Origin of the sequence: Paenibacillus sp. YIM B09110, from assembly GCF_037167145.1 — a bacterium.
Taxonomy (GTDB): Bacteria; Bacillota; Bacilli; order Paenibacillales; family Paenibacillaceae; genus Pristimantibacillus.
Genome location: NZ_JBANSP010000045.1, coordinates 1 through 18943, shown reverse-complemented (window position 1 = coordinate 18943; position 18943 = coordinate 1). Strand labels below are relative to the sequence as shown.

Annotated in this window: 16 protein-coding genes and 1 CRISPR repeat array; of the genes, 15 read left to right on the top strand and 1 reads right to left on the bottom strand. The window is 48.7% G+C overall.

Annotation, left to right across the window (positions count from 1 at the left end):
* Window positions 1-82: 82 nt before the first annotated feature.
* From V8F51_RS30640 to V8F51_RS30575, 14 genes are all read left to right on the top strand, one after another.
* Window positions 83-1435, top strand: a complete 1353-nt coding sequence (locus tag V8F51_RS30640) for a DEAD/DEAH box helicase (RefSeq protein WP_337104303.1) — start codon at window positions 83-85, stop codon at window positions 1433-1435.
* A gap of 161 nt (window positions 1436-1596) precedes the next feature.
* A complete protein-coding gene (locus tag V8F51_RS30635) occupies window positions 1597-3351 on the top strand; it encodes an alpha-glycosidase (protein WP_337104302.1) in 1755 nt (584 codons plus the stop codon).
* 82 nt (window positions 3352-3433) lie between these two features.
* On the top strand, window positions 3434-4015 hold the full coding sequence (locus V8F51_RS30630) for a TetR/AcrR family transcriptional regulator (RefSeq protein ID WP_337104301.1): 582 nt from the start codon (window positions 3434-3436) through the stop codon (window positions 4013-4015).
* A gap of 59 nt (window positions 4016-4074) precedes the next feature.
* Window positions 4075-4785, top strand: coding sequence for an SDR family oxidoreductase (locus tag V8F51_RS30625; protein ID WP_337104300.1), 711 nt, complete (start codon window positions 4075-4077; stop codon window positions 4783-4785).
* 142 nt (window positions 4786-4927) lie between these two features.
* Window positions 4928-5203: a PQ-loop domain-containing transporter gene (locus tag V8F51_RS30620; protein ID WP_337104299.1), complete on the top strand. Its 276-nt coding sequence runs from the start codon at window positions 4928-4930 to the stop codon at window positions 5201-5203.
* 90 nt (window positions 5204-5293) lie between these two features.
* Entirely contained in the window at window positions 5294-5515 is a 222-nt protein-coding gene (locus tag V8F51_RS30615) for a DNA-binding protein (protein ID WP_337104297.1), read from the top strand.
* 122 nt (window positions 5516-5637) lie between these two features.
* Window positions 5638-7251 (top strand): glycosyl hydrolase family 18 protein, encoded by a 1614-nt coding sequence (locus V8F51_RS30610; RefSeq protein ID WP_337104296.1) that lies wholly within the window; start codon window positions 5638-5640, stop codon window positions 7249-7251.
* A 137-nt stretch (window positions 7252-7388) separates the two neighbouring features.
* Window positions 7389-8045: a response regulator transcription factor gene (locus tag V8F51_RS30605; RefSeq protein ID WP_337104295.1), complete on the top strand. Its 657-nt coding sequence runs from the start codon at window positions 7389-7391 to the stop codon at window positions 8043-8045.
* 3 nt (window positions 8046-8048) lie between these two features.
* Complete coding sequence (locus V8F51_RS30600; protein WP_337104294.1) at window positions 8049-9491, top strand: sensor histidine kinase; 1443 nt, start codon at window positions 8049-8051, stop codon at window positions 9489-9491.
* A complete protein-coding gene (locus V8F51_RS30595; RefSeq protein ID WP_337104293.1) occupies window positions 9488-10249 on the top strand; it encodes a hypothetical protein in 762 nt (253 codons plus the stop codon). Before V8F51_RS30600 ends, V8F51_RS30595 begins: the two co-directional genes overlap by 4 nt.
* A 133-nt stretch (window positions 10250-10382) precedes the next feature.
* A complete protein-coding gene (locus V8F51_RS30590) occupies window positions 10383-11165 on the top strand; it encodes a M15 family metallopeptidase (RefSeq protein ID WP_337104292.1) in 783 nt (260 codons plus the stop codon).
* The gene (locus V8F51_RS30585) at window positions 11162-12403 is read left to right on the top strand and encodes a CapA family protein (protein WP_337104291.1); all 1242 of its coding nucleotides are present in this window, start codon (window positions 11162-11164) and stop codon (window positions 12401-12403) included. The genes V8F51_RS30590 and V8F51_RS30585 overlap by 4 nt, the downstream gene beginning before the upstream one ends.
* 19 nt (window positions 12404-12422) lie before the next feature.
* Window positions 12423-13202, top strand: a complete 780-nt coding sequence (locus V8F51_RS30580) for an N-acetylmuramoyl-L-alanine amidase family protein (protein ID WP_337104290.1) — start codon at window positions 12423-12425, stop codon at window positions 13200-13202.
* A 118-nt stretch (window positions 13203-13320) separates the two neighbouring features.
* Window positions 13321-15015 (top strand): S-layer homology domain-containing protein, encoded by a 1695-nt coding sequence (locus V8F51_RS30575; protein ID WP_337104289.1) that lies wholly within the window; start codon window positions 13321-13323, stop codon window positions 15013-15015.
* Between the two features lie 297 nt (window positions 15016-15312).
* Here V8F51_RS30575 and V8F51_RS30570 read toward each other — a convergent pair whose 3' ends face one another.
* On the bottom strand, window positions 15313-16365 hold the full coding sequence (locus V8F51_RS30570; protein ID WP_337104288.1) for an NAD(P)/FAD-dependent oxidoreductase: 1053 nt from the start codon (window positions 16363-16365) through the stop codon (window positions 15313-15315).
* A gap of 378 nt (window positions 16366-16743) precedes the next feature.
* On the opposite strand from V8F51_RS30570, the gene V8F51_RS30565 reads away from it, so the two are divergent.
* Entirely contained in the window at window positions 16744-17409 is a 666-nt protein-coding gene (locus V8F51_RS30565) for a FusB/FusC family EF-G-binding protein (protein WP_337104287.1), read from the top strand.
* A 515-nt stretch (window positions 17410-17924) separates the two neighbouring features.
* Window positions 17925-18882: direct repeats of the CRISPR family, unit length 32 nt; unit sequence GTCGCACCTCACGCAGGTGCGTGGATTGAAAT.
* Window positions 18883-18943: the final 61 nt, after the last annotated feature.

The following is an 18943-nucleotide window of genomic DNA, read 5'->3' as shown; positions in this document are numbered from 1 at the left end:
AAACGGTTAGTGGAGACCGCTACAACGGATATTTATAGTTGCTTGCGTGACTAATATAGGCAAGTATAACTAAGGAGACAATATGACATTTAATGATTTGAACCTTTCACCTTCGATTCTAAAAGCTTTAAGTAAAGAGAACTATACAACGCCTACACCGATTCAAGAACAGTCGATTCCGGCTGTATTGGAAGGCCGAGATTTGCTTGGTTGCGCTCAAACGGGCACAGGAAAGACAGCGGCGTTTTCATTGCCGATTATTCAGCTGTTAAGCCAGCAAAAGCTGAGCCCGAATACGGGACGGCGCATTCGCTCCTTGATTTTGACCCCGACAAGAGAGCTGGCCATTCAGATTGCCGACAACATTAAGGCGTATAGTCAGTATACCGATATTCGCTGCTGCGCTATCGTTGGCGGAGTATCGCAGAAACAGCAGGAGCGTGCGCTTAATCAAGGCGCGGATATTATTATCGCAACGCCGGGCCGACTCATCGATCTTATCAATCAAAAACGTATTGATCTGCAGCATGTTCAAATTTTGGTGCTTGATGAAGCTGACCGGATGCTCGATATGGGCTTTATTCATGATGTGAAACGAATTATTGCCAAAATGCCTAGTAAGAAGCAAACCCTTTTCTTCTCGGCAACGATGCCGCCTGAAATATCGAAAATGATTAAATCGATACTCATCAATCCGGTGAAAGTTGAAATCACGCCGGTATCCTCTACGGTAGATCGAATAGAGCAATCGATTTATTTGTTGGAAAACGGGAAGAAACAAGCGTTATTGAACGACTTGCTGCAAGATAAAACGATTGCTTCGGCGCTCGTGTTTACTCGGACGAAACGCGGCGCCGACCGCGTTACGCGAGATCTGTCTCACGCAGGAATTACGGCACAAGCCATTCATGGCAATAAATCGCAAAACGATCGTCAGAATGCGTTAAGAAACTTCAAGAATGGCGCAACGCGAGTACTCGTGGCAACGGATATCGCGGCACGAGGCATTGATGTGGATGAGCTTTCACATGTGTTCAACTTCAACCTTCCCGAAATTCCAGAAACCTATGTGCATCGTATTGGCCGTACAGGCAGAGCTGGAAATAGCGGGATCGCGATCTCCTTCTGCGAAGCGGAGGAACTTTCGAATTTGAAGGACATTGAGAAATTGATCGGTAAAAACATTCCTGAAATAAAAGAACATCCGTATGCAATGCGGAATAGACCTGTTACCAAAGCAGCGATGGCGGCAGCTGCAGCTGCTAAGCCAAAAGCTTCGAAACCAGCTGGCGCCAGACCGCCAGCATCCAAATCGCCAGCATCCAAATCGAACTATGCAAAGCCGGCAGCATCCAAGTCTGACGGACCTAAAGCTAGGCCGGTGCGTAAGCCAAAGTCAGAGTGGTTTGCCAAGAGAAGCGCAACGAGCAAATAAGAAAAGCAAATAAGAAAAAAGATTGACGTAACGATATTCCTATGTTAAGTTTGTGGAAATTAAAGGCAATGCAACCTTTTGGGTTCAACCTCGTGTATGCGGGGTTGGGCCCTTTTTGCGTTGTCTTAATCTACCTAATTCAAAGGAGAGTGCTCACGAGTATGAATGAAGAAGCGATTTACCACCGTTCCAAATTTAATTGGACCTTTGCTTATGATGACCGAACCCTGCATATCCGAATTCGAACGAAGAAAGCGGATATCAAACAAATTACTCTTTATTATGGCGACAAATATAGCTGGGAGCACGTAAATGATTGTATCCCTATGGTTCATTGGGTATCTGACGGCAAGTTCGATTATTGGGAAGCTGCCATACAGCCGAAGCTTCGCAGGGTGGCTTATTATTTTGCCTTGAATGATGGTGATAGAACAGTCTACTTGCAGGAGAAGGGCCTGTTTGACGAACCTCCGGTCATTTTTTATGAAGGCTTATACGATTTCCCGTTCCTAAATCCTGCTGATGTTCATAAGCCGCCGGCATGGGTGAAAAAAGCCGTGTTTTATCAAATATTTCCGGAGCGGTTCGCGAACGGAGATCCGTCCAATGATCCTGAAGGGACGGAGCAATGGGGCGGCAAGCCAACTCCGCATAATTTTTTCGGAGGCGATCTCCAGGGTATTATCGATCATCTAGACTATTTGAGCACGCTCGGCATTAATGCGATTTATATGAACCCGGTGTTCGAAGGTACGACCAATCATAAATACGATACGAAGGATTATTTGAAAGTCGATCCGCATTTCGGAACGAACGATACGTTGAAGCAGCTCGTGAACGCGTGCCATGAACGAGGAATTCGCGTATTGCTCGATGCCGTATTCAACCACTCGGGCCACACGTTCGAGCCTTTTGTCGATGTCATGCATAAGGGAGCCGATTCCGCTTACGCCGATTGGTTCCACATACGCGAATGGCCGCTCACCGTGAAGGATGGCCTGCCGACCTATGACACGTTCGCCTTTGAACCGATCATGCCGAAGTTGAATACAGAGAACGCCGAAGTAAAAGCGTATCTTCTGAAAGTCGCAAAATATTGGATTGATGAAGTCGGAATCGACGGATGGAGACTCGATGTAGCGAATGAGGTGGATCATGCTTTCTGGAGAGAGTTCCGCCAAACCGTAAAAGGCGTCAATCCGGAAGCCTACATTTTGGGAGAAATTATGAATGACTCTTTGCCATGGCTGCTTGGGGATCAATTCGATGCGGTCATGAATTATCCGTTCACGAAGGCATGTCTCGATTTCTTTGCCCACAATCGAATCGGAGCATCGGAGCTCGTTAATAGACTTAGCGGACAATTGGCCAGCTATTCAAGACAAGTAAATGAAGTTGCCTTTAATTTGCTCGGCAGTCATGATACGGTCCGTTTGCTTACGTTATGCGGCGGCAGCCTGGAGCGGCTGAAGCTCGCAACGTTGTTCCAGCTTACGTTTCCAGGTGCGCCTTGTATCTATTACGGCGATGAGATCGGTATGGATGGAGGCTATGATCCCGATAACCGCAAATGTATGGAATGGGATCCGGAGAAGCAGGACGGCGAATTGCTTCAGTTTTTCAAGCAGCTCATCTCCTTGCGTCACCAATATGCTGCGCTGCAAGACGGAGCACTTACCTTTGTACGAAATCAGGACAATGATGGGCATTTAATGTACGAGCGTCAAGATGACAAGGATCGCTTCGTCATCCTCATTAATCGTTCGGAGACAAGTTCAACCTTAAGGACGATGGTAGCCGGGGAAGCCTGGACTGATGTTTTGTCAGGGAAAGAAGTCCTCGCCGCGCAAGGTCGATTGAGCTATGAGCTTCCTGCATATGGTTACGCGATATTGCACCAACAGAAGATGAACTGACAACCATTAATTTGTTTGACTTTTCTTGTGGCATCATTTACCATTGTTATATACTGATCGGTACAGAAAGAGTGATTTAGCAATGGTAAGGCCACGAGAGTTTGATGAACAAGAAGCATTGATCGCTGCGATGAATGTATTTTGGGAGAAGGGTTATGAGGCTGCTTCGCTTAGCGATCTGACTTCTCGGATGGGCATCCGGCGACCTAGTCTGTATGCTGCCTTCGGCGGGAAGAAGGAGCTGTTCGAAGCAGCGCTTAGCAAGTATTCGGAATTAAGCCTCTCCTTCATTCAGAATAGAATGCGCAACACACCGACTGTCAAAGAAGCTTTCCGCGTATACTTGTACGGGATTGTTGATGGAGCGGGCGAGAACAATCCGGATTTTGGGTGCTTGTGCGTCAATACAATGGTAGAGCTCGCGCCTCATGACGAAACCTTCGCGGCGTTCACCAAAGACTTTCAAACGAAGACCATCGATATATTCGAGCAGACGATAGCGGACGGCATTCGCAAGGGAGAGCTTTCGAGTACTTTGAACGCTTCGAGTTTGGCGCATGCTATGATGGTTTCGTCCATTGGTCTTTCCGTAGCGAGGAAGTCTAAGCCCGATCGCGCTTATATCGCAAATGCGGTTGAAGAAATACTCAAGCTGCTTTATTGAGTATTTTTTTAAACATTATGTACCGTTCAGTAAAAAAATGGTAGCGGAGGATGATAAGCATGAATAACAAAATCGCACTCATTACCGGAGCGTACAAAGGCATTGGTTTGGAAATAGGCCGGCAGCTTGGCAGACAGGGCGTCACCGTCCTGCTTGGCGCGCGTAGCCTGGCCAAAGCAGAGGAAGCAGCAGCAGGGCTGCAAGCGGAAAACATTCATGCCTATGGAGTGGAATTAGATGTTACAAATGCTAACCATATTGGGTCCGTAGCCAGTCATATCGAGAAAGAGTACGGCAAACTGGATATTCTTATTAATAATGCAGGCACTTATTTGGATCATTTGGGTAATAACGTGGATGTGATGCGAAGCACGTTCGAAGTGAATGTGTTCGGCGCTCAAGCATTGACGGAAGCCGTTCTTCATCTGTTGAAGGCGAGTCCGGAGGGAAGAGTCGTTAACCAATCGAGTATTCTAGGCTCTGTCGGAACGATCCTTTCTGACGAAATGTACGGCAGCAGATCGGTTCCCGCCTATACGACCTCGAAAGCGGCTCTTAATGCCTGGACCGCGCAGCTTTCTATCGCGCTCAGAGACACGAACATTAAAGTGAATGCCTGCCACCCGGGCTGGGTGAAGACGGATATGGGCGGAGAGCATGCTCCAATGGAAGTACACGAAGGAGCCGAAACCGCGGTGTCCTTAGCGACGCTGCAGGCAGACGGGCCAACGGGAGGGTTCTTTCATAGAGGAGAGGCGCTGCCGTGGTAGCTACCTTCTCGCGTCCTTAAATCGAATACCCAGAACCGTGCAAATTGCAGTTTGCTTGCTGCTGCACGGTTTTTTTCTTATTTTGCGGGCATTCGTCACGAAATGGGTAATAGCGGCATAAGCTTCACTTGGAGGGGATCTTATGCTCTTTGCCCTATTTCAGCTTATCGGTGGCGTTATTCTATCGTTCGGATGGATTCCGCAAATTGTTCAAATCATTCGAACGAAATCGGTGAAGGACTTGAATCAGAAAACGTTCTGGCTGCTATTCGCCGGCATCGGACTTATGGAGGTCTATGCGGTCAGCTTAGCGCTTGATGGCGTTGGTTATGCATTCTTGATTACGAATACGATGTCTCTGGTTCTTATTGTCTTCATCCTTTCTTTAATCTTGATGTATAGGAATAAGGAGAAGTAGATGTTTAGGAGAAAACCTAACCATCTGTTATAATAAAAGGATGAAGCCAAGAAAGGTATTGGCTAAGAATAGGAATGGTTGGGACGATCTATGAACGAATTCGAAGACTGGAATCTTAAAGTGAAAAAAACCTTTAATGCGACAAGTAATCAAGAAGTTTTAACTGTAACAGAAGCGGGCCAGTTGTTAGGTCTCTCTAAAGATCAAATGAAAACCTATGCAGACAAAAGCAGTTTAACGAAAGTGCCGATCATGAGAAGCGTTCATAGGTACCTTTTATTAAAAAGCGAAATAGATGAGTTAATAAAGTAAAAAGCAAAGTAAATGTGAAACGCATCCGCATGAGGATGTGTTTTTTTCTTGTTTCGCGATTTGTAACTATTTCTTCTCTTCGGCCGTTTATAATAGAGTCGTGATTAAGAGAGGAGATTATCATGGTTAGAAAAATAAGCGTGTTGGTATTTATATCTGTACTATTATTCGCGAATAACGCGTTCGCCTATGACGTTCAGCTTCAGCCATTCAAGGACGAGGTCAACGATTATTCGCTCGAGCCTATTTATACATTATCGGCGTTAGGCATTATTAACGGCTATGAGGATCGCACCTACCGACCGGGAGCGGACTTGTCGAGAGAAGCGTTCATTAAGCTGCTCGTCATGGCAGCACAATTGGATACGAGCGCTGCCGCATCCCGAACGCCAGGCGATGTGGCGCAGAATCGTTGGTCTGCGCCGTTCATTTCTGCTGCCTATGAACGTGGATGGATCGATAGTTTACTAGATAGCAAAGGATTGTTTCAACCAACGAAGACGATTACGAGACAAGAGGTTGCGATGCTGGTAGGGCAGTCGCTGCTGGATTCGGAGAAGGAAGAGACAAGGAAGCAATGGTTGTCCACGGAGTGGAAGAAGGAACGAGATGCAAGAGCCTTCAAGGATCATTCCGCTATAACGGCTTCCATGCAGCCATATGTATATTATGCGGCGCACCGCGGTATTATGGAGGGCGATTCAAGCGGCTTCAAGCCCGCTGAGCCGCTTATTCGCAAGCAGGCGGCAGCCGTTATTTACCGGTTAATAGACAAGCGGATATCCGGGCAAAAGGTTGATTTTACCGGCTATTATGCGGTTCAATCTTACCCTGCGATCAATCAGATGGACAAGCTCGCGAATGTAATCTTCGGTTGGTCGCACTTAGAGTATGGCACTGCGGGAACGGCTAAGCTGAATACGAGTGCGACGGTCAATCGCATCCCGAACGGCTACGAGGAGGTCATTGCTGCGGCCGATGCAGCGGGGCTCTCGAAGGAGCTGATGGTATTCGCAGACAGCAGCAGCAAGCTGGCAGACTTCTTAAAGGATCTGCCTGCTCAAGCTGCCTTTATCGAATCGTTGGTAGCGACCGTGAACGATCCGGCTTATTCGTTCACCGGCGTGAGCATCGACTTCGAAGGCTTGAAGGATGCGGCAAGCGCGGCAGATTACGTGCGATTCCTGCAAGCGTTGAAGGCTCAGTTAGGCTCGCGCACATTGTCCGTCGCCGTGCCTCCGATCCATTATTACAAAGGCTATGATCTGAAGGAGATCGGCAAGCTGGCAGATACCGTTATCCTGATGGCATATGACTTCACCCATGACGCGAGCAGGCTGCCTTCGGCTCCGCTGCCGCTCGTTAACGATACGGTAACCACGGCGCTGAAGGTTATACCGAAGGAGAAGCTCGTGCTGGGCATCTCCAAGCAGGCCAATCAGTGGGTAACGACGAATGGCGTCACCGGATCTGCGCTTAGCCCAGCCATCGCGGATGTAGAGAAGCGGCTGGCGATGTCAGCAGTGAAGGTCTCATGGCCGATGCCTTATTTCGTGACAAAAGCGAATTTCGTGGATGGGCGCAGCAGTCATGAACTATTTTATGAGGATACGCAAAGTATAGCGAAGAAGCTATGGCTCGCTAAGTATTACGGTCTGAAGGGCGTGTCCTTGTGGCATATGGGCAATTACACCCAATCGGACTGGAAGCTGGTTGGCGAGCAGGCTGCATCCTAATACAGATTAACCATATGGGCTGTCCCTATAGCTATTAGGCTTGCGGGGCGGCTCTTTCTCTTTCCTGCGAAATTATGCTATGTTGGGAGTGTAGCAGCGATTGCTTGCGGGATGTGAATTGGAGGCCTGAACCGGCAATGAATAAGCGAATACTTATCGTCGAGGACGATACCTCGATATCGAATATTATTAAGATGAACTTGACGATCGTCGGATATGAGACTGTACAGGCGTATGATGGCATCGAAGCGCTGGAGACGATCCGCAGCGGCAAGATCGACCTGATCCTGCTCGATGTGATGATTCCCCGTATGGACGGCTTCGAGCTGATGGAGAAGATAAGGCCGCTGGAAATCCCGGTTATTTTTTTGACGGCCAGAGAATCGGTGTTCGACAAAGTAAGCGGCTTGAAGCTGGGAGCAGACGACTACATGGTTAAGCCCTTCGAGGCGATCGAGCTGCTGGCGCGTATCGAGACGGTATTAAGGCGTTATGGCAAGGAGGATTCGGTTCTTGGCTTTCACCATATCCGAGTATATCTGGACAAGCGTGAAGTGACGGCTCACGATACGGTTGCCGAGCTTACGCCGAAGGAGTATGAATTGTTGATCGTTCTGATCCGGAATAAGAACATCGCCTTGTCGAGGGAGCAGTTTATTGAGAAGGTATGGGGCGGCGATTTCTACGGCGAGACGAGAACAGTCGATATGCATATTAAGTCTTTAAGGAAGAAGCTAGGCTTGCAGGAGCACATCAAGACGATCTTCAAAATCGGCTATAGGCTGGAGGATTAGCCGATGAAATTTTGGCAGAAAATATGTCTGTTCTCTATTATTACGTTCATCGTCATATTCAATGCGGCTTCCATCATGGTCATTGAGCGAAACCATAGCAAAATGCTGCTGCAGGAGATCAACAACACGCTGAGCGCGAACATGAGCATCAACTCGAGCGTGAACGCGATCGTGCCGATTCTGCGTATTTACGATTCTATTGATTACGAGAAAACCGTGCTTACGAATATCGCCCAGGAGTTCGTGGAGAAGAACAGCGGTCAAGGCAACTACCTTGAAATTGCGGGCGAACAGAACAAAACGATCTATAGTAACCTGGACTTTGACATGCCGGCAGACCGCGAGGAACAGAAGGGGCTGCAGCCGGATGAGATCAAATATATTTTGAGAGACATCGACAGCCGGACGATGCTCTTCACGACGAACGTAACGGACATTAATCAGAAAAGCTATGTATTCACCTACGTCAAGGATGTTACGCCGCTTTATGCCGAACGGGTGGAGCAATACCGCTTATTCGTTCAAATCGATATTGCCGCATGCTTGCTCTATATGATCGTTATGTTCTTCATCAGCAAAGGGCTAACCAAGCCGATAGAGAATATGGTACGGACAGCCAAGGAAATCGCACAAGGTCAGTTCTCGGAGCGTGTACAGCTGAAATCCCGTGATGAAATCGGCATATTGGCGACTAATTTCAATGAGATGGCATCGGTCGTGGAGGATAAAATCATCGAGCTGGAGCGCAACAACAGCGCGCAGCAGCGTTTCATCAACAATATTACCCATGAACTGAAGACGCCGTTAACGTCGATTATCGGTTATGCCAACTATATGCGGACGACCAAATACGACGAGGCGGCTTTTCTTGAAGGGGTTAACGTGATTTACAATGAGGGCAAGAGGCTCGAGGCGTTGTCGACAAAGCTGATGGATTTAATCTTGCTGACCGATAGAAATCCGCTGATGAAGCCGGACAATTTGAAGGATATTGTATCGGAGATGGAATCTTCGCTTAGGTTAATTGCCAGCGCGAAGGCGATCGAACTTGAGCTGCTGTGCGAGGATAGCCCCTTGGTGGCTGAGAAAGATTTGATTAAAGTCATCATTTTCAACTTAGTGGACAATGCGGTCAAAGCCTCGAGCGAGAAGGGACGAGTCACGATCCGTACGGCGAAACGAGGAGATGACTGCGTGCTAGAAGTGACGGATGAGGGAAAGGGAATTGCCGAGGAGCATATCGCTAGCATATTCGAGCCGTTCTATATGGCGGACAAAGCACGAACGAGGAACAATAACGGAGCGGGCTTAGGGCTGTCGATCTGCCGTAGCATTGCGGAGCTTCATCATGGCGTTATCGAGGTGTCCAGCGAGCTTGGGCATGGCACAACGATACGGGTTATTTTCGGGCAACCAAACCGTGCAATCGAGGTGAGCGGAACATGAGAATGATCGCAACGCTGCTCGTTGTTTCGGTATTCAGTATGCTGCTGGCCGGATGCGGCGGCATCTACTCGGGGATCCCGAAAAATACCGTAATGGTCAAAAAAATCAATCAGGACAAGCCGGCAGAAGAGGTGGAATACAACGGCGTGCTTTCGGAAGAGTCCGTCAAGACGCTCAGCGTCAATGCGGTGAACAAGTACTTTGGCCATAATCTGTCGGTGGACGATATATTGATCGAGACGACCTCTATGAATCAACAGCAGATCAAAGCGGTATTGGCCGATGCGACGAACGATATGAAAATGAAGCTGGGATTTCTAGTTGAGTATAAAGAGCAATTAAGCGAGGTCGCTAACGGCATCTACATGTCCACGATCGTTAACAAATACGATTCCGAGGATGTATACGGCGTCGTCATGAATGCAAAGGACGGCGAAGTTGTCGGCCTCTCGACAGTAAATGCGGAGAAGCGTCCAACGTCCGTCGAGAAAAAATACGATATTGCCGGCATGGTAGCCAAAGCCGATCAATTCATCGTGACGATGGGCGACTTTACGCAGGGCCAGCTGGAGTGGGACGACAGTTACTATTTAAGCGGATATGTGACGGAGCTGTACTATAAGAAAAAGGACAGCGACGTCGTTGAGCTAAGTGTGCTGATTAACGCGCTCTCTGGCGAAGTTGTCGGCTTCTACAAAGATATTATGACCATCCTGCAGCTGTGGATCGGCAAGCGAATGTACGGAATATCGAAGTGAGAGAGACTGATTTCAGTCTCTTTTTTTTGCGTTTTTTTGATATTTTACAACTTCATTACAAGTCTATCTCACTTCTAATATGCCGCTTCGTTACACTAGCAGCATGTCACCGATGAAGATGGGAGAGTAGGCAATGACAAGAAAGAGATGGACGAAGCTTGCAGCCGTAACAGCTTTAGCGGTCATTACGCTTTGGGTGACGACCGCATGTGGCGGCCGAGATGCGGACCCGCAGGCACAGGTGCAAGGAGCAAGCGGGACGAAAGCAGAAGGTTTGCCTCCAAAGAAGACGCCGTTGAAAGAAACAATGGCTGATGTGATAGAAGCGGACAAAATCGCGGCCGATTGGACGATCAAGGCATTGGTCAATCGGGAGCATCCTCTCGTAGAATCCGATGAGCCGGAGGACTTAGTGAAGGTGGAGGTGCCGACGGTACTCGAGAATCCCGAAGTGAATCAACTGAGAGAGGAGCCGGCTGCGGCACTTAATCAATTGTTCGCCGGGGCGAAGAAGGAAGGACATAAGCTGTATGCCCGTTCAGGATATCGCTCCTTCAAGACGCAAGAGGCACTGTTCGCCGGTTATGCCAAGCAGGCGGGAGAGGAAGCAGCGAATCGTTATAGCGCGAAGGCAGGCCAAAGCGAGCACCAAACAGGCCTTGCGATGGATGTAACGAGCGAAAGCGTATCGCTCAAGCTGACGGAAGATTTCGGCGAGAAGGAAGAAGGGAAATGGTTGGCGGCCCATGCTCACGAATATGGATTCATCATTAGATATCCGAAGGGCAAGGAAGACATTACCGGTTATATCTATGAACCATGGCATATTCGGTACTTAGGTATCGAGCTGGCGACAAAGGTGTTCGAGAGCGGATTGACCTATGAACAATATGTGGACGAGGAGCAACTATCATGAGCCGGAGACGAGGGGGATGGAAGAAGAGGCTGGGAGCAGGCGTAATCACATTGGCAATCATCGGAGCGGCAGTTGGCGCTGTTGTTTGGATACAGGGATACGGGGGCATCGTTGGCGCAGACAAGGGCGATGGCGAACGCAAGAAGCCGCAAGCGGTGACAGTATTGGAGCAGGGGCAGGAATCGGAAGCGGAACCATCTGGAGACATTACGATTCAGCTTGCAGCCGTCGGCGATATTATGTTCCATAACACGCAGCTAGAAAGCGCATTAGGTGATGCGGGAAGCTATGATTTTAAGCCGGTATTCGAAGTGGTGAAACCGATCATAGAAGAAGCGGATGTCGCGATCGCGAACTTCGAGACGACAACGGCCGGCAAGGACAAGTATCCTTACTCCGGATATCCGCGCTTTAACTCGCCTGATGAAGCGGTAGATGCGCTGCGGGAAGCGGGTTTCGACGTAATGACTACCGCCAATAATCATAGTCTCGATACAGGTAAGGACGGCATCGTTCGAACATTGGACACGATTCGTAATCACGCTATGGACACCGTCGGTACGTATGCGAGCCGACCGGAATCGAGGGTGCTGATGAAGGATGTTAAAGGCATCAAGCTTGCTATTTTATCCTATACGGAGCATGTCAACGGACTCGAGAGCATGCTTACGGCGGATGAGCTGGATGCCATGATCAATGTCGTGGATGAGCGGAAGATGAAGGAAGACATTGCATATGCGAAGGCGCAAGGCGCTGATCTTATCGTTGCATCGATCCACTGGGGCAATGAATATGAGCGCGAGCCGTCCGGCAGGCAGGAAGAGCTGGCTCAGATGCTGGCCGACTCCGGTGTTGCTATTATTCTTGGCAGCCACCCGCATGTCATTCAAAGATCGGAATGGCTGGACCAAACGTTTGTTATCTATTCGATGGGCAATTTCATATCCAATCAAAGGGCCGAGACACTCGATAATGTGTACACGGAGGACGGCGTCATTGTTCGCTTCGAGATTAGCAAAAACCTCGAAACGAACAAAACGGTCATTAGCAAGGTCGATTATGTTCCAACATGGGTGTACCGAGATAAGGAGCTAGGCGGCTCCGTATACACGTACAGGGTTCTGCCTGCGGAAGGATATAAGGATAATAAGTCGGTTTCAGATGCTTTCAAAGCAAGAATGGAGCGCTCTTATAAAGATACGATATCGCAAATGGATGTGAACGCGAATGCAAGTTAAATCGAGAAAAATAGGTAATATGAATAGAGGTTTGATAGGCAGGAAGCGAGGTCGTTCACGGCTTCGCGGTCTCGTACTCTTGCTTGGTATTATCGCTTTGGCTATTATTCTTTGGCCTTCTTATGACCAGCAGCCACCGGTCCATACGAATGGCGACTCAGCTCTTTCTGGAGTCACGAATGAGTTGGAGAATGCCGGCGGATCTTCTTCGCCCTCGGAAGCCGAGCTACCTGGGTTTACAATCGTAATCGATGCCGGTCACGGCGGGAAGGACCCTGGAGCAAACGGTGCAAGCGGAGAAGAGGAGAAAGATTTTACGTTGTCACTGGCTCAGAAGGTGTATGCGCTGCTTGAGGAGGACCCGCTGTACAATCCGTACATGACGCGCAAGGACGATACTTTCATCGAGCTGGAGAATCGGACTTTATATTCGAATGAGCTGAATACCGATGCTTTCCTATCCATCCATGGCAATACGTATGAGGACTCTGGCGTCGCCGGGATGGAGACCTATTACGATGCGGCTAGCAGCTTTCCGCTAGCGAACATCATTCATAGGAAGCTAGTCGAGGTAACCGGCTTTCCCGATCGGGGAGTCAAGCAGGAAGGCTGGAAGGTGCTTGATGGAAATGAGAGTCCTTCTATTCTCATGGAGCTCGGGTTTCTGACCAATCCCCAGGAAGAAGCGCAAATGCTGGACGAAGCTTGGCAAGACCGCGTGGCTCAGGCTATTGTGGATGGGTTGAAGGAGTATTTTTCTAATGCGGACGGCGCAGATGTTAGCGGAGAATTGCCGTGAATGCGCAATATCATCTCTTTCTACTTTAAGTCATAATCTTCGGAATCACTCCTCACGAGCAAGCATACATTTTGAAGGAAAATGGATAGCTATTCGCTTGAATTGAGGAGGTCATTTAATGAAATGGTTTCAAAAGATCGCGGTGGCGCTGTTCGCGATCATCCTATTCGCGTCCACGTTAGGCCCGATTCCAAGTGCGTCTGCGATAGCTCGCATACTCACGTACAGCGTTTATGAAGGTGGAGATACTTGGGTAGGGCAAAAACCGTTGAGCGTTCCTTATCTGATTGCCGGGCGAACGTATCGTTTTTCGTATACGGATGACAGTCATTTCACGACGACGGAGATACCAAGAGTAGACTTTGCTTTGGACAACAATCCATCCTGGTTCAGAGCGCCTGGCTCGGGAGCGATTTTTCAAATTCCGATTGATCCCGCTTACTTGTCGGTAAGGCTTCGTTTGGGAGTACTATTCAAACCTTTTATAGGCGACAACAGCTATGACGAACGGATTCTTGGTCCCTACAAAGTGCTGCAGCCAAGCTCTCCCTCGGATTTGGTCGCAACGCCGAACAATGACGGAACGGTGAAAGTTACGTGGACGGATAATACGAACATGGAATCGTATTACGAGATTAAGCGCGACGGTCCAGACGGCACGAAGACGTTCGTAGTTAGCAATACGGAAGACTATATCGGGCCGCTTGTTTACGAGGATAAGGCAACGGCGAAGAAAAACGATATTATTTATGCGTATACGGTTACACCGATTGTAGATAAATACACGTTAACGGATGCGGAATCGCTTGGTTGGATATCGACGCTTGTCCGGACGAAAGTCAAATTGATTATAGACCCTGATATCTTTGGGCCGATCGATATTGATATTATATTGCCGGATGTCACTTCACCAATTATTAAGCCGGATACGCCGATCATTAGGCTGGACCCTAAATTTACGGAAATATGGAGCAAGGAACTCGTAAACATCGACAAAATCGTTCTGAACCGCATTAGCTTGAACAAAAACGTATTAACACTGCAGAAGGGACAAAGCGATACGCTGACGGCGACCATTCTGCCAGTTAACGCAGTGAACAAGAAAGTCGTGTGGAGCAGTGCGAATCCGGATATCGCAACGGTGGACAACTCCGGCAAAGTAACAGCGGTTAACCCTGGTATTGCCAAGATCATCGCCAAGTCGGACGTTGGCGGATACAAGGATATTTGCACCGTTACCGTTGAAGATCCTGCGGCGGGCTCCGGCAAGTTCAAAGATACAGTGGGCCATTGGGCTGAGGATGAGATCGCTACCGCTGTGAAGCTTGGCTTCGCCAGCGGCTATACAGACGGCAGCTTCAAGCCGAATGGCGGCGTTACGCGTGCTGAATTCGCTACGTTGTTAATTAAGGCTTTGAATCCCGCTGTTGCGGGAGCGCCATTAACCTTCAAAGACAAAAACAAGATCGCGGCTTGGGCGCTCCCTTATGTAGAGAAGGCCGTGGCGTTAGGTATTATTAGCGGCTATACCGACGGCACATTCCGTCCGGGCGCGGGCATCACCCACACGGAGATGGTGTCCATGGTCGTCCGCGCTTCGAAGCTGGCGCTATCTACTGGAGCGGCGACCGGCTATGCGGACGAAGCGGCTATTCCGAAGTGGGCGAAGGATAGTGTTGCCACAGCTGTGAAGCATAACATGATCCAAGCGGAGGTGACGCCTGGCAACAAGTTCGCTCCGGCAGCGCCATCGACTCGCGCGGAAGCCGTGTCGGTCATACTTGGGACGCTTCTCGCTATGAACCCGTTATAAGGTAGCAATGTGTGAACAGATAACTGGAAATTGTACCGTTATTAAGTCTCAACTTGCCTGTTTTTCACGATTTGATGGAATTTCTCCTGTTAATATCTCTGTACAAGGGTCAAATAGGTGACTGTGGCGAAATTAACATGAGGAACTCCTGTTATTCTAAATGGATGGGTTATTCCTGAAAAAAAAGCAGGGGAAATTCCCGTTATTTCAACAACAGAGCTTGTTCACTTCATTGAGCATCGAACGAAAAAAAGCTTAGCTCCCTCGGAGCTAAGCCTTTTTTTATATAATTGTTTATTAATGCTCGTCATCCTCAACCAGAACGCCAAGCTCGCGGTTCTTCTCCTTGAACTTCGCATTATGCGAGGAGACGTAAGCGACTTTATCGGCTTGTGGGTCGATGTATAATTTGGCGCTGTTGAGCGCGTTGACGGCGTCGGTAAATGTGCCGGCGATCAGGTGGACCTTGCTGTCATGATCGACGAAGTCGCCCGCTGCATAGATACCTGGAATATTCGTTTCCATGCGGTTGGATACGTTCACGTTCCAGTCGCCCATATCCAGGCCCCACTCTTTGATCGGGCCAAAGTTGTACCGCAATCCGTGGTTGACGATAACCGCATCGACGTTCAGGTGCTGCTTCTCACCCGTCTCTACATGGCTGATAATAACTTGGTCGATGTCTTTGCCGTTGGAGCTTTGCAGGGAATCGACGGCATAAGGAGTAAGAACGTTGGCGGAGGAAGACTTCATCTGCCTTACGTTGCGCTCATGACCGCCGAACTTATCTCTGCGATGCACGACAGTCAAGCTTGCGGCAATCGGCTCGATCGCATTCGCCCAGTCTACCGCGGAGTCGCCTCCTCCGGAGATGAGCACCCGCTTGCCTCGGAAAATCTCTAATTCCTGAACCGTATAGTGCAGGTTGCTTACTTCGTAGCGGTCAGCGCCCTCGATCTCTAACTTAGCCATCTGAAGGATGCCGTATCCGATAGCTAGCACGACTGTCTTCGTCCAGTGGCGTTCTCCCGTGGCTGAAGTCAGAATGAGCGTACCATCCTCTTGGCGCTCATAAGCGGTAATATGCTGTCCGAGCACGATAGTCGGGTCGAATGTTTTGGCTTGCTGAACGAGCTGTTGGATGAGCTTCTCACCTAGCGTTGGCGTTACGCCGCCGACATCCCAGATCATTTTCTCCGGGTAGATTAGTATTCTGCCGCCCAGCTCTTCACGCGCCTCGATCAATTTCGTCTTCAAATCGCGCATACCGCTGTAGAAAGCGGTATACAAGCCGGCAGGCCCGCCGCCTATAATCGTAACATCGAATAATTCCAACTGTTGATCGCTCATATGTGAATTCCTCTTCCCATGTATAATAATCGGACTACCCGATTGAAAGGCGATAAGTATCTTCTTCCATTATATTGATAACGATTATCATCGTCAACAATTAGCTGTTATTCGTCGCTATTTTGGCACATGTTGAAGCTGGAAGGTGGTCGTATTATAATGAATTATGATTCATCGGAGGAGGTCGGTAGAGATGGCAAAACACTTTGCCGGAAAAAGTAGCGACTCATGCAAAGCCTGATAGGAGGGGCGATACTTTGTATGGGGTGATTCGCTAGCATTAATAGATCGCCCGCGATTGCGTATATCGTTATCGTTTCTAATTAATGGGCTTTGCACCTTATTGGCTATTCAATAATAATAAGGGGCTGAGAAGCAATGACAACACCATTCATTAGAAACCATCAATATAACCTGATTAAGAAGCTGGTAGGCCAGCTTCAGCATGCGTGCAATACGGTTGCTGACCGGAAAGTTATCGAAGCTGTCCGACAAAGCACGCTAATGAAAATAAACGAGTCGTTCCCGCAGGCGACAGAGCAACAAAAGCAAATGCTTGAGAGCGTAGCGGCTATGCAAAGAACGGAGCAATTTCAGGCCTATTTGCAGGAGCTTGTGCCTTATGTAGAGAGCTTCGTGGAAGCAACGGATCAGCAGATTAAGAAGCTGTTTCCGAAGGTGAAGAAGCTGAAGACTCCCAATATGGGTACAATTGATCGCAGTCACATGACCTATCTAGGTTGGACTGATATTGCTTCAAGCCGGATGTATCTTGTGTATGAGCTAGGCGGCAAGCTTGTTGGAGTCGAGGGCAGGTTTACACCGACTAATAAGAAGAGTGTATGCTTCGTATGCAATCGGCATGAGGAAGTCGCGTTATTCACGGCCTTAACGAAGTCAAAGCCGGCCAACGCTTCGGCAGACTATTATAAGGCGATCGGCAACTATTTATGCGCAAGCAGCGAGGCATGCAACCGCAATATTTCCGATACGGCAGCGCTGGAGAGATTTATCCAAGGCGTCGTAGGCGAAGAAAGATTCTAATTGGATACTAACGAGTTGAGGGACTGTGCCATATATGTTATGGGCAGTCCCTCATTTGTTTTAAAATATAAACTTCAAGCCGGCCAACCACTTGCTCAATTGCCAAAGCTGCTTAGCATTATCAGGATCGATTGCTCAAGGGTGTACACCGGTTCCCTTCTTGCTGCCCGGTGGGACCGATATTGTGATCCTCGTGTTTTGAGTAGTGTTGGATACAAAGTTGGAAAAAGTAAGTGGATTGAAAGAAGATATGTTATGCTCAAGGTAACATTGTTGTCTTGTTGAATTAATAATTAGTCGTGTGCCATTATTCAAGAATGTCGGATTGAGTACCTTGAAGTATTTGGTGCGAATGTATAGCGAACATGAATTTCCCGGGGGATTCGCACCTAAAGAGTTAGAATATTTTGGGCGATTTTGTTGAAATAAACCTTGGACTTTCTTTTTTTGTTTATGTATTGAGCATATTTTTGATTTTAATAATCATTTCATTAGTGATTTGGTCAAAAATGGCTGTCGCACCTCACGCAGGTGCGTGGATTGAAATTACGGTAATATTCATGTCTATACTCTCTACCTTGTCGCACCTCACGCAGGTGCGTGGATTGAAATCCAAGTTTTCAACGACTGAAAGCCCCTCGCGCCCGTCGCACCTCACGCAGGTGCGTGGATTGAAATTGCATTAGGAAGGCTTTGAATGTCCTCTACGGTCGTCGCACCTCACGCAGGTGCGTGGATTGAAATTGACACCTTTGTGCCCGAAGCATCGAAGAGCTCCAAGTCGCACCTCACGCAGGTGCGTGGATTGAAATAGCCGTACCCATGTGCTCCGTGTTGTGGCATGCTGTCGCACCTCACGCAGGTGCGTGGATTGAAATGTTGTAGACATTGTCGAAGTCGACGCGGTCGGCAAGTCGCACCTCACGCAGGTGCGTGGATTGAAATATCCATCATTGCGCCGTGTACGTTGAGCCCGTCGTCGCACCTCACGCAGGTGCGTGGATTGAAATAACGTGATACGTTGTTAATTTAGAGAGTGGTATGGTCGCACCTCACGCAGGTGCGTGGATTGAAATGTACGATGTACAAGGTCTGTCCCTCGTACCGCAGTCGCACCTCACGCAGGTGCGTGGATTGAAATCAGCAGTGGAAAGTACACGTCCTCGGCAATAGGGTCGCACCTCACGCAGGTGCGTGGATTGAAATATGTACATATGGCGAATCATACGTATAATTTCGGCGTCGCACCTCACGCAGGTGCGTGGATTGAAATGGTTTTCTCAAGGTTGACAAGAATAACGTAATCAGTCGCACCTCACGCAGGTGCGTGGATTGAAATTCGTTCAAAGGATTCCAGGAGGTAAGCTGCCCCTGTCGCACCTCACGCAGGTGCGTGGATTGAAATTCTGCATCGGCTCAGCTCACCATTACGAAGTTTTGCGTCGCACCTCACGCAGGTGCGTGGATTGAAATGCAATGTACGCTCCGTTACCGTCGCTGTCGTCCTGTCGCACCTCACGCAGGTGCGTGGATT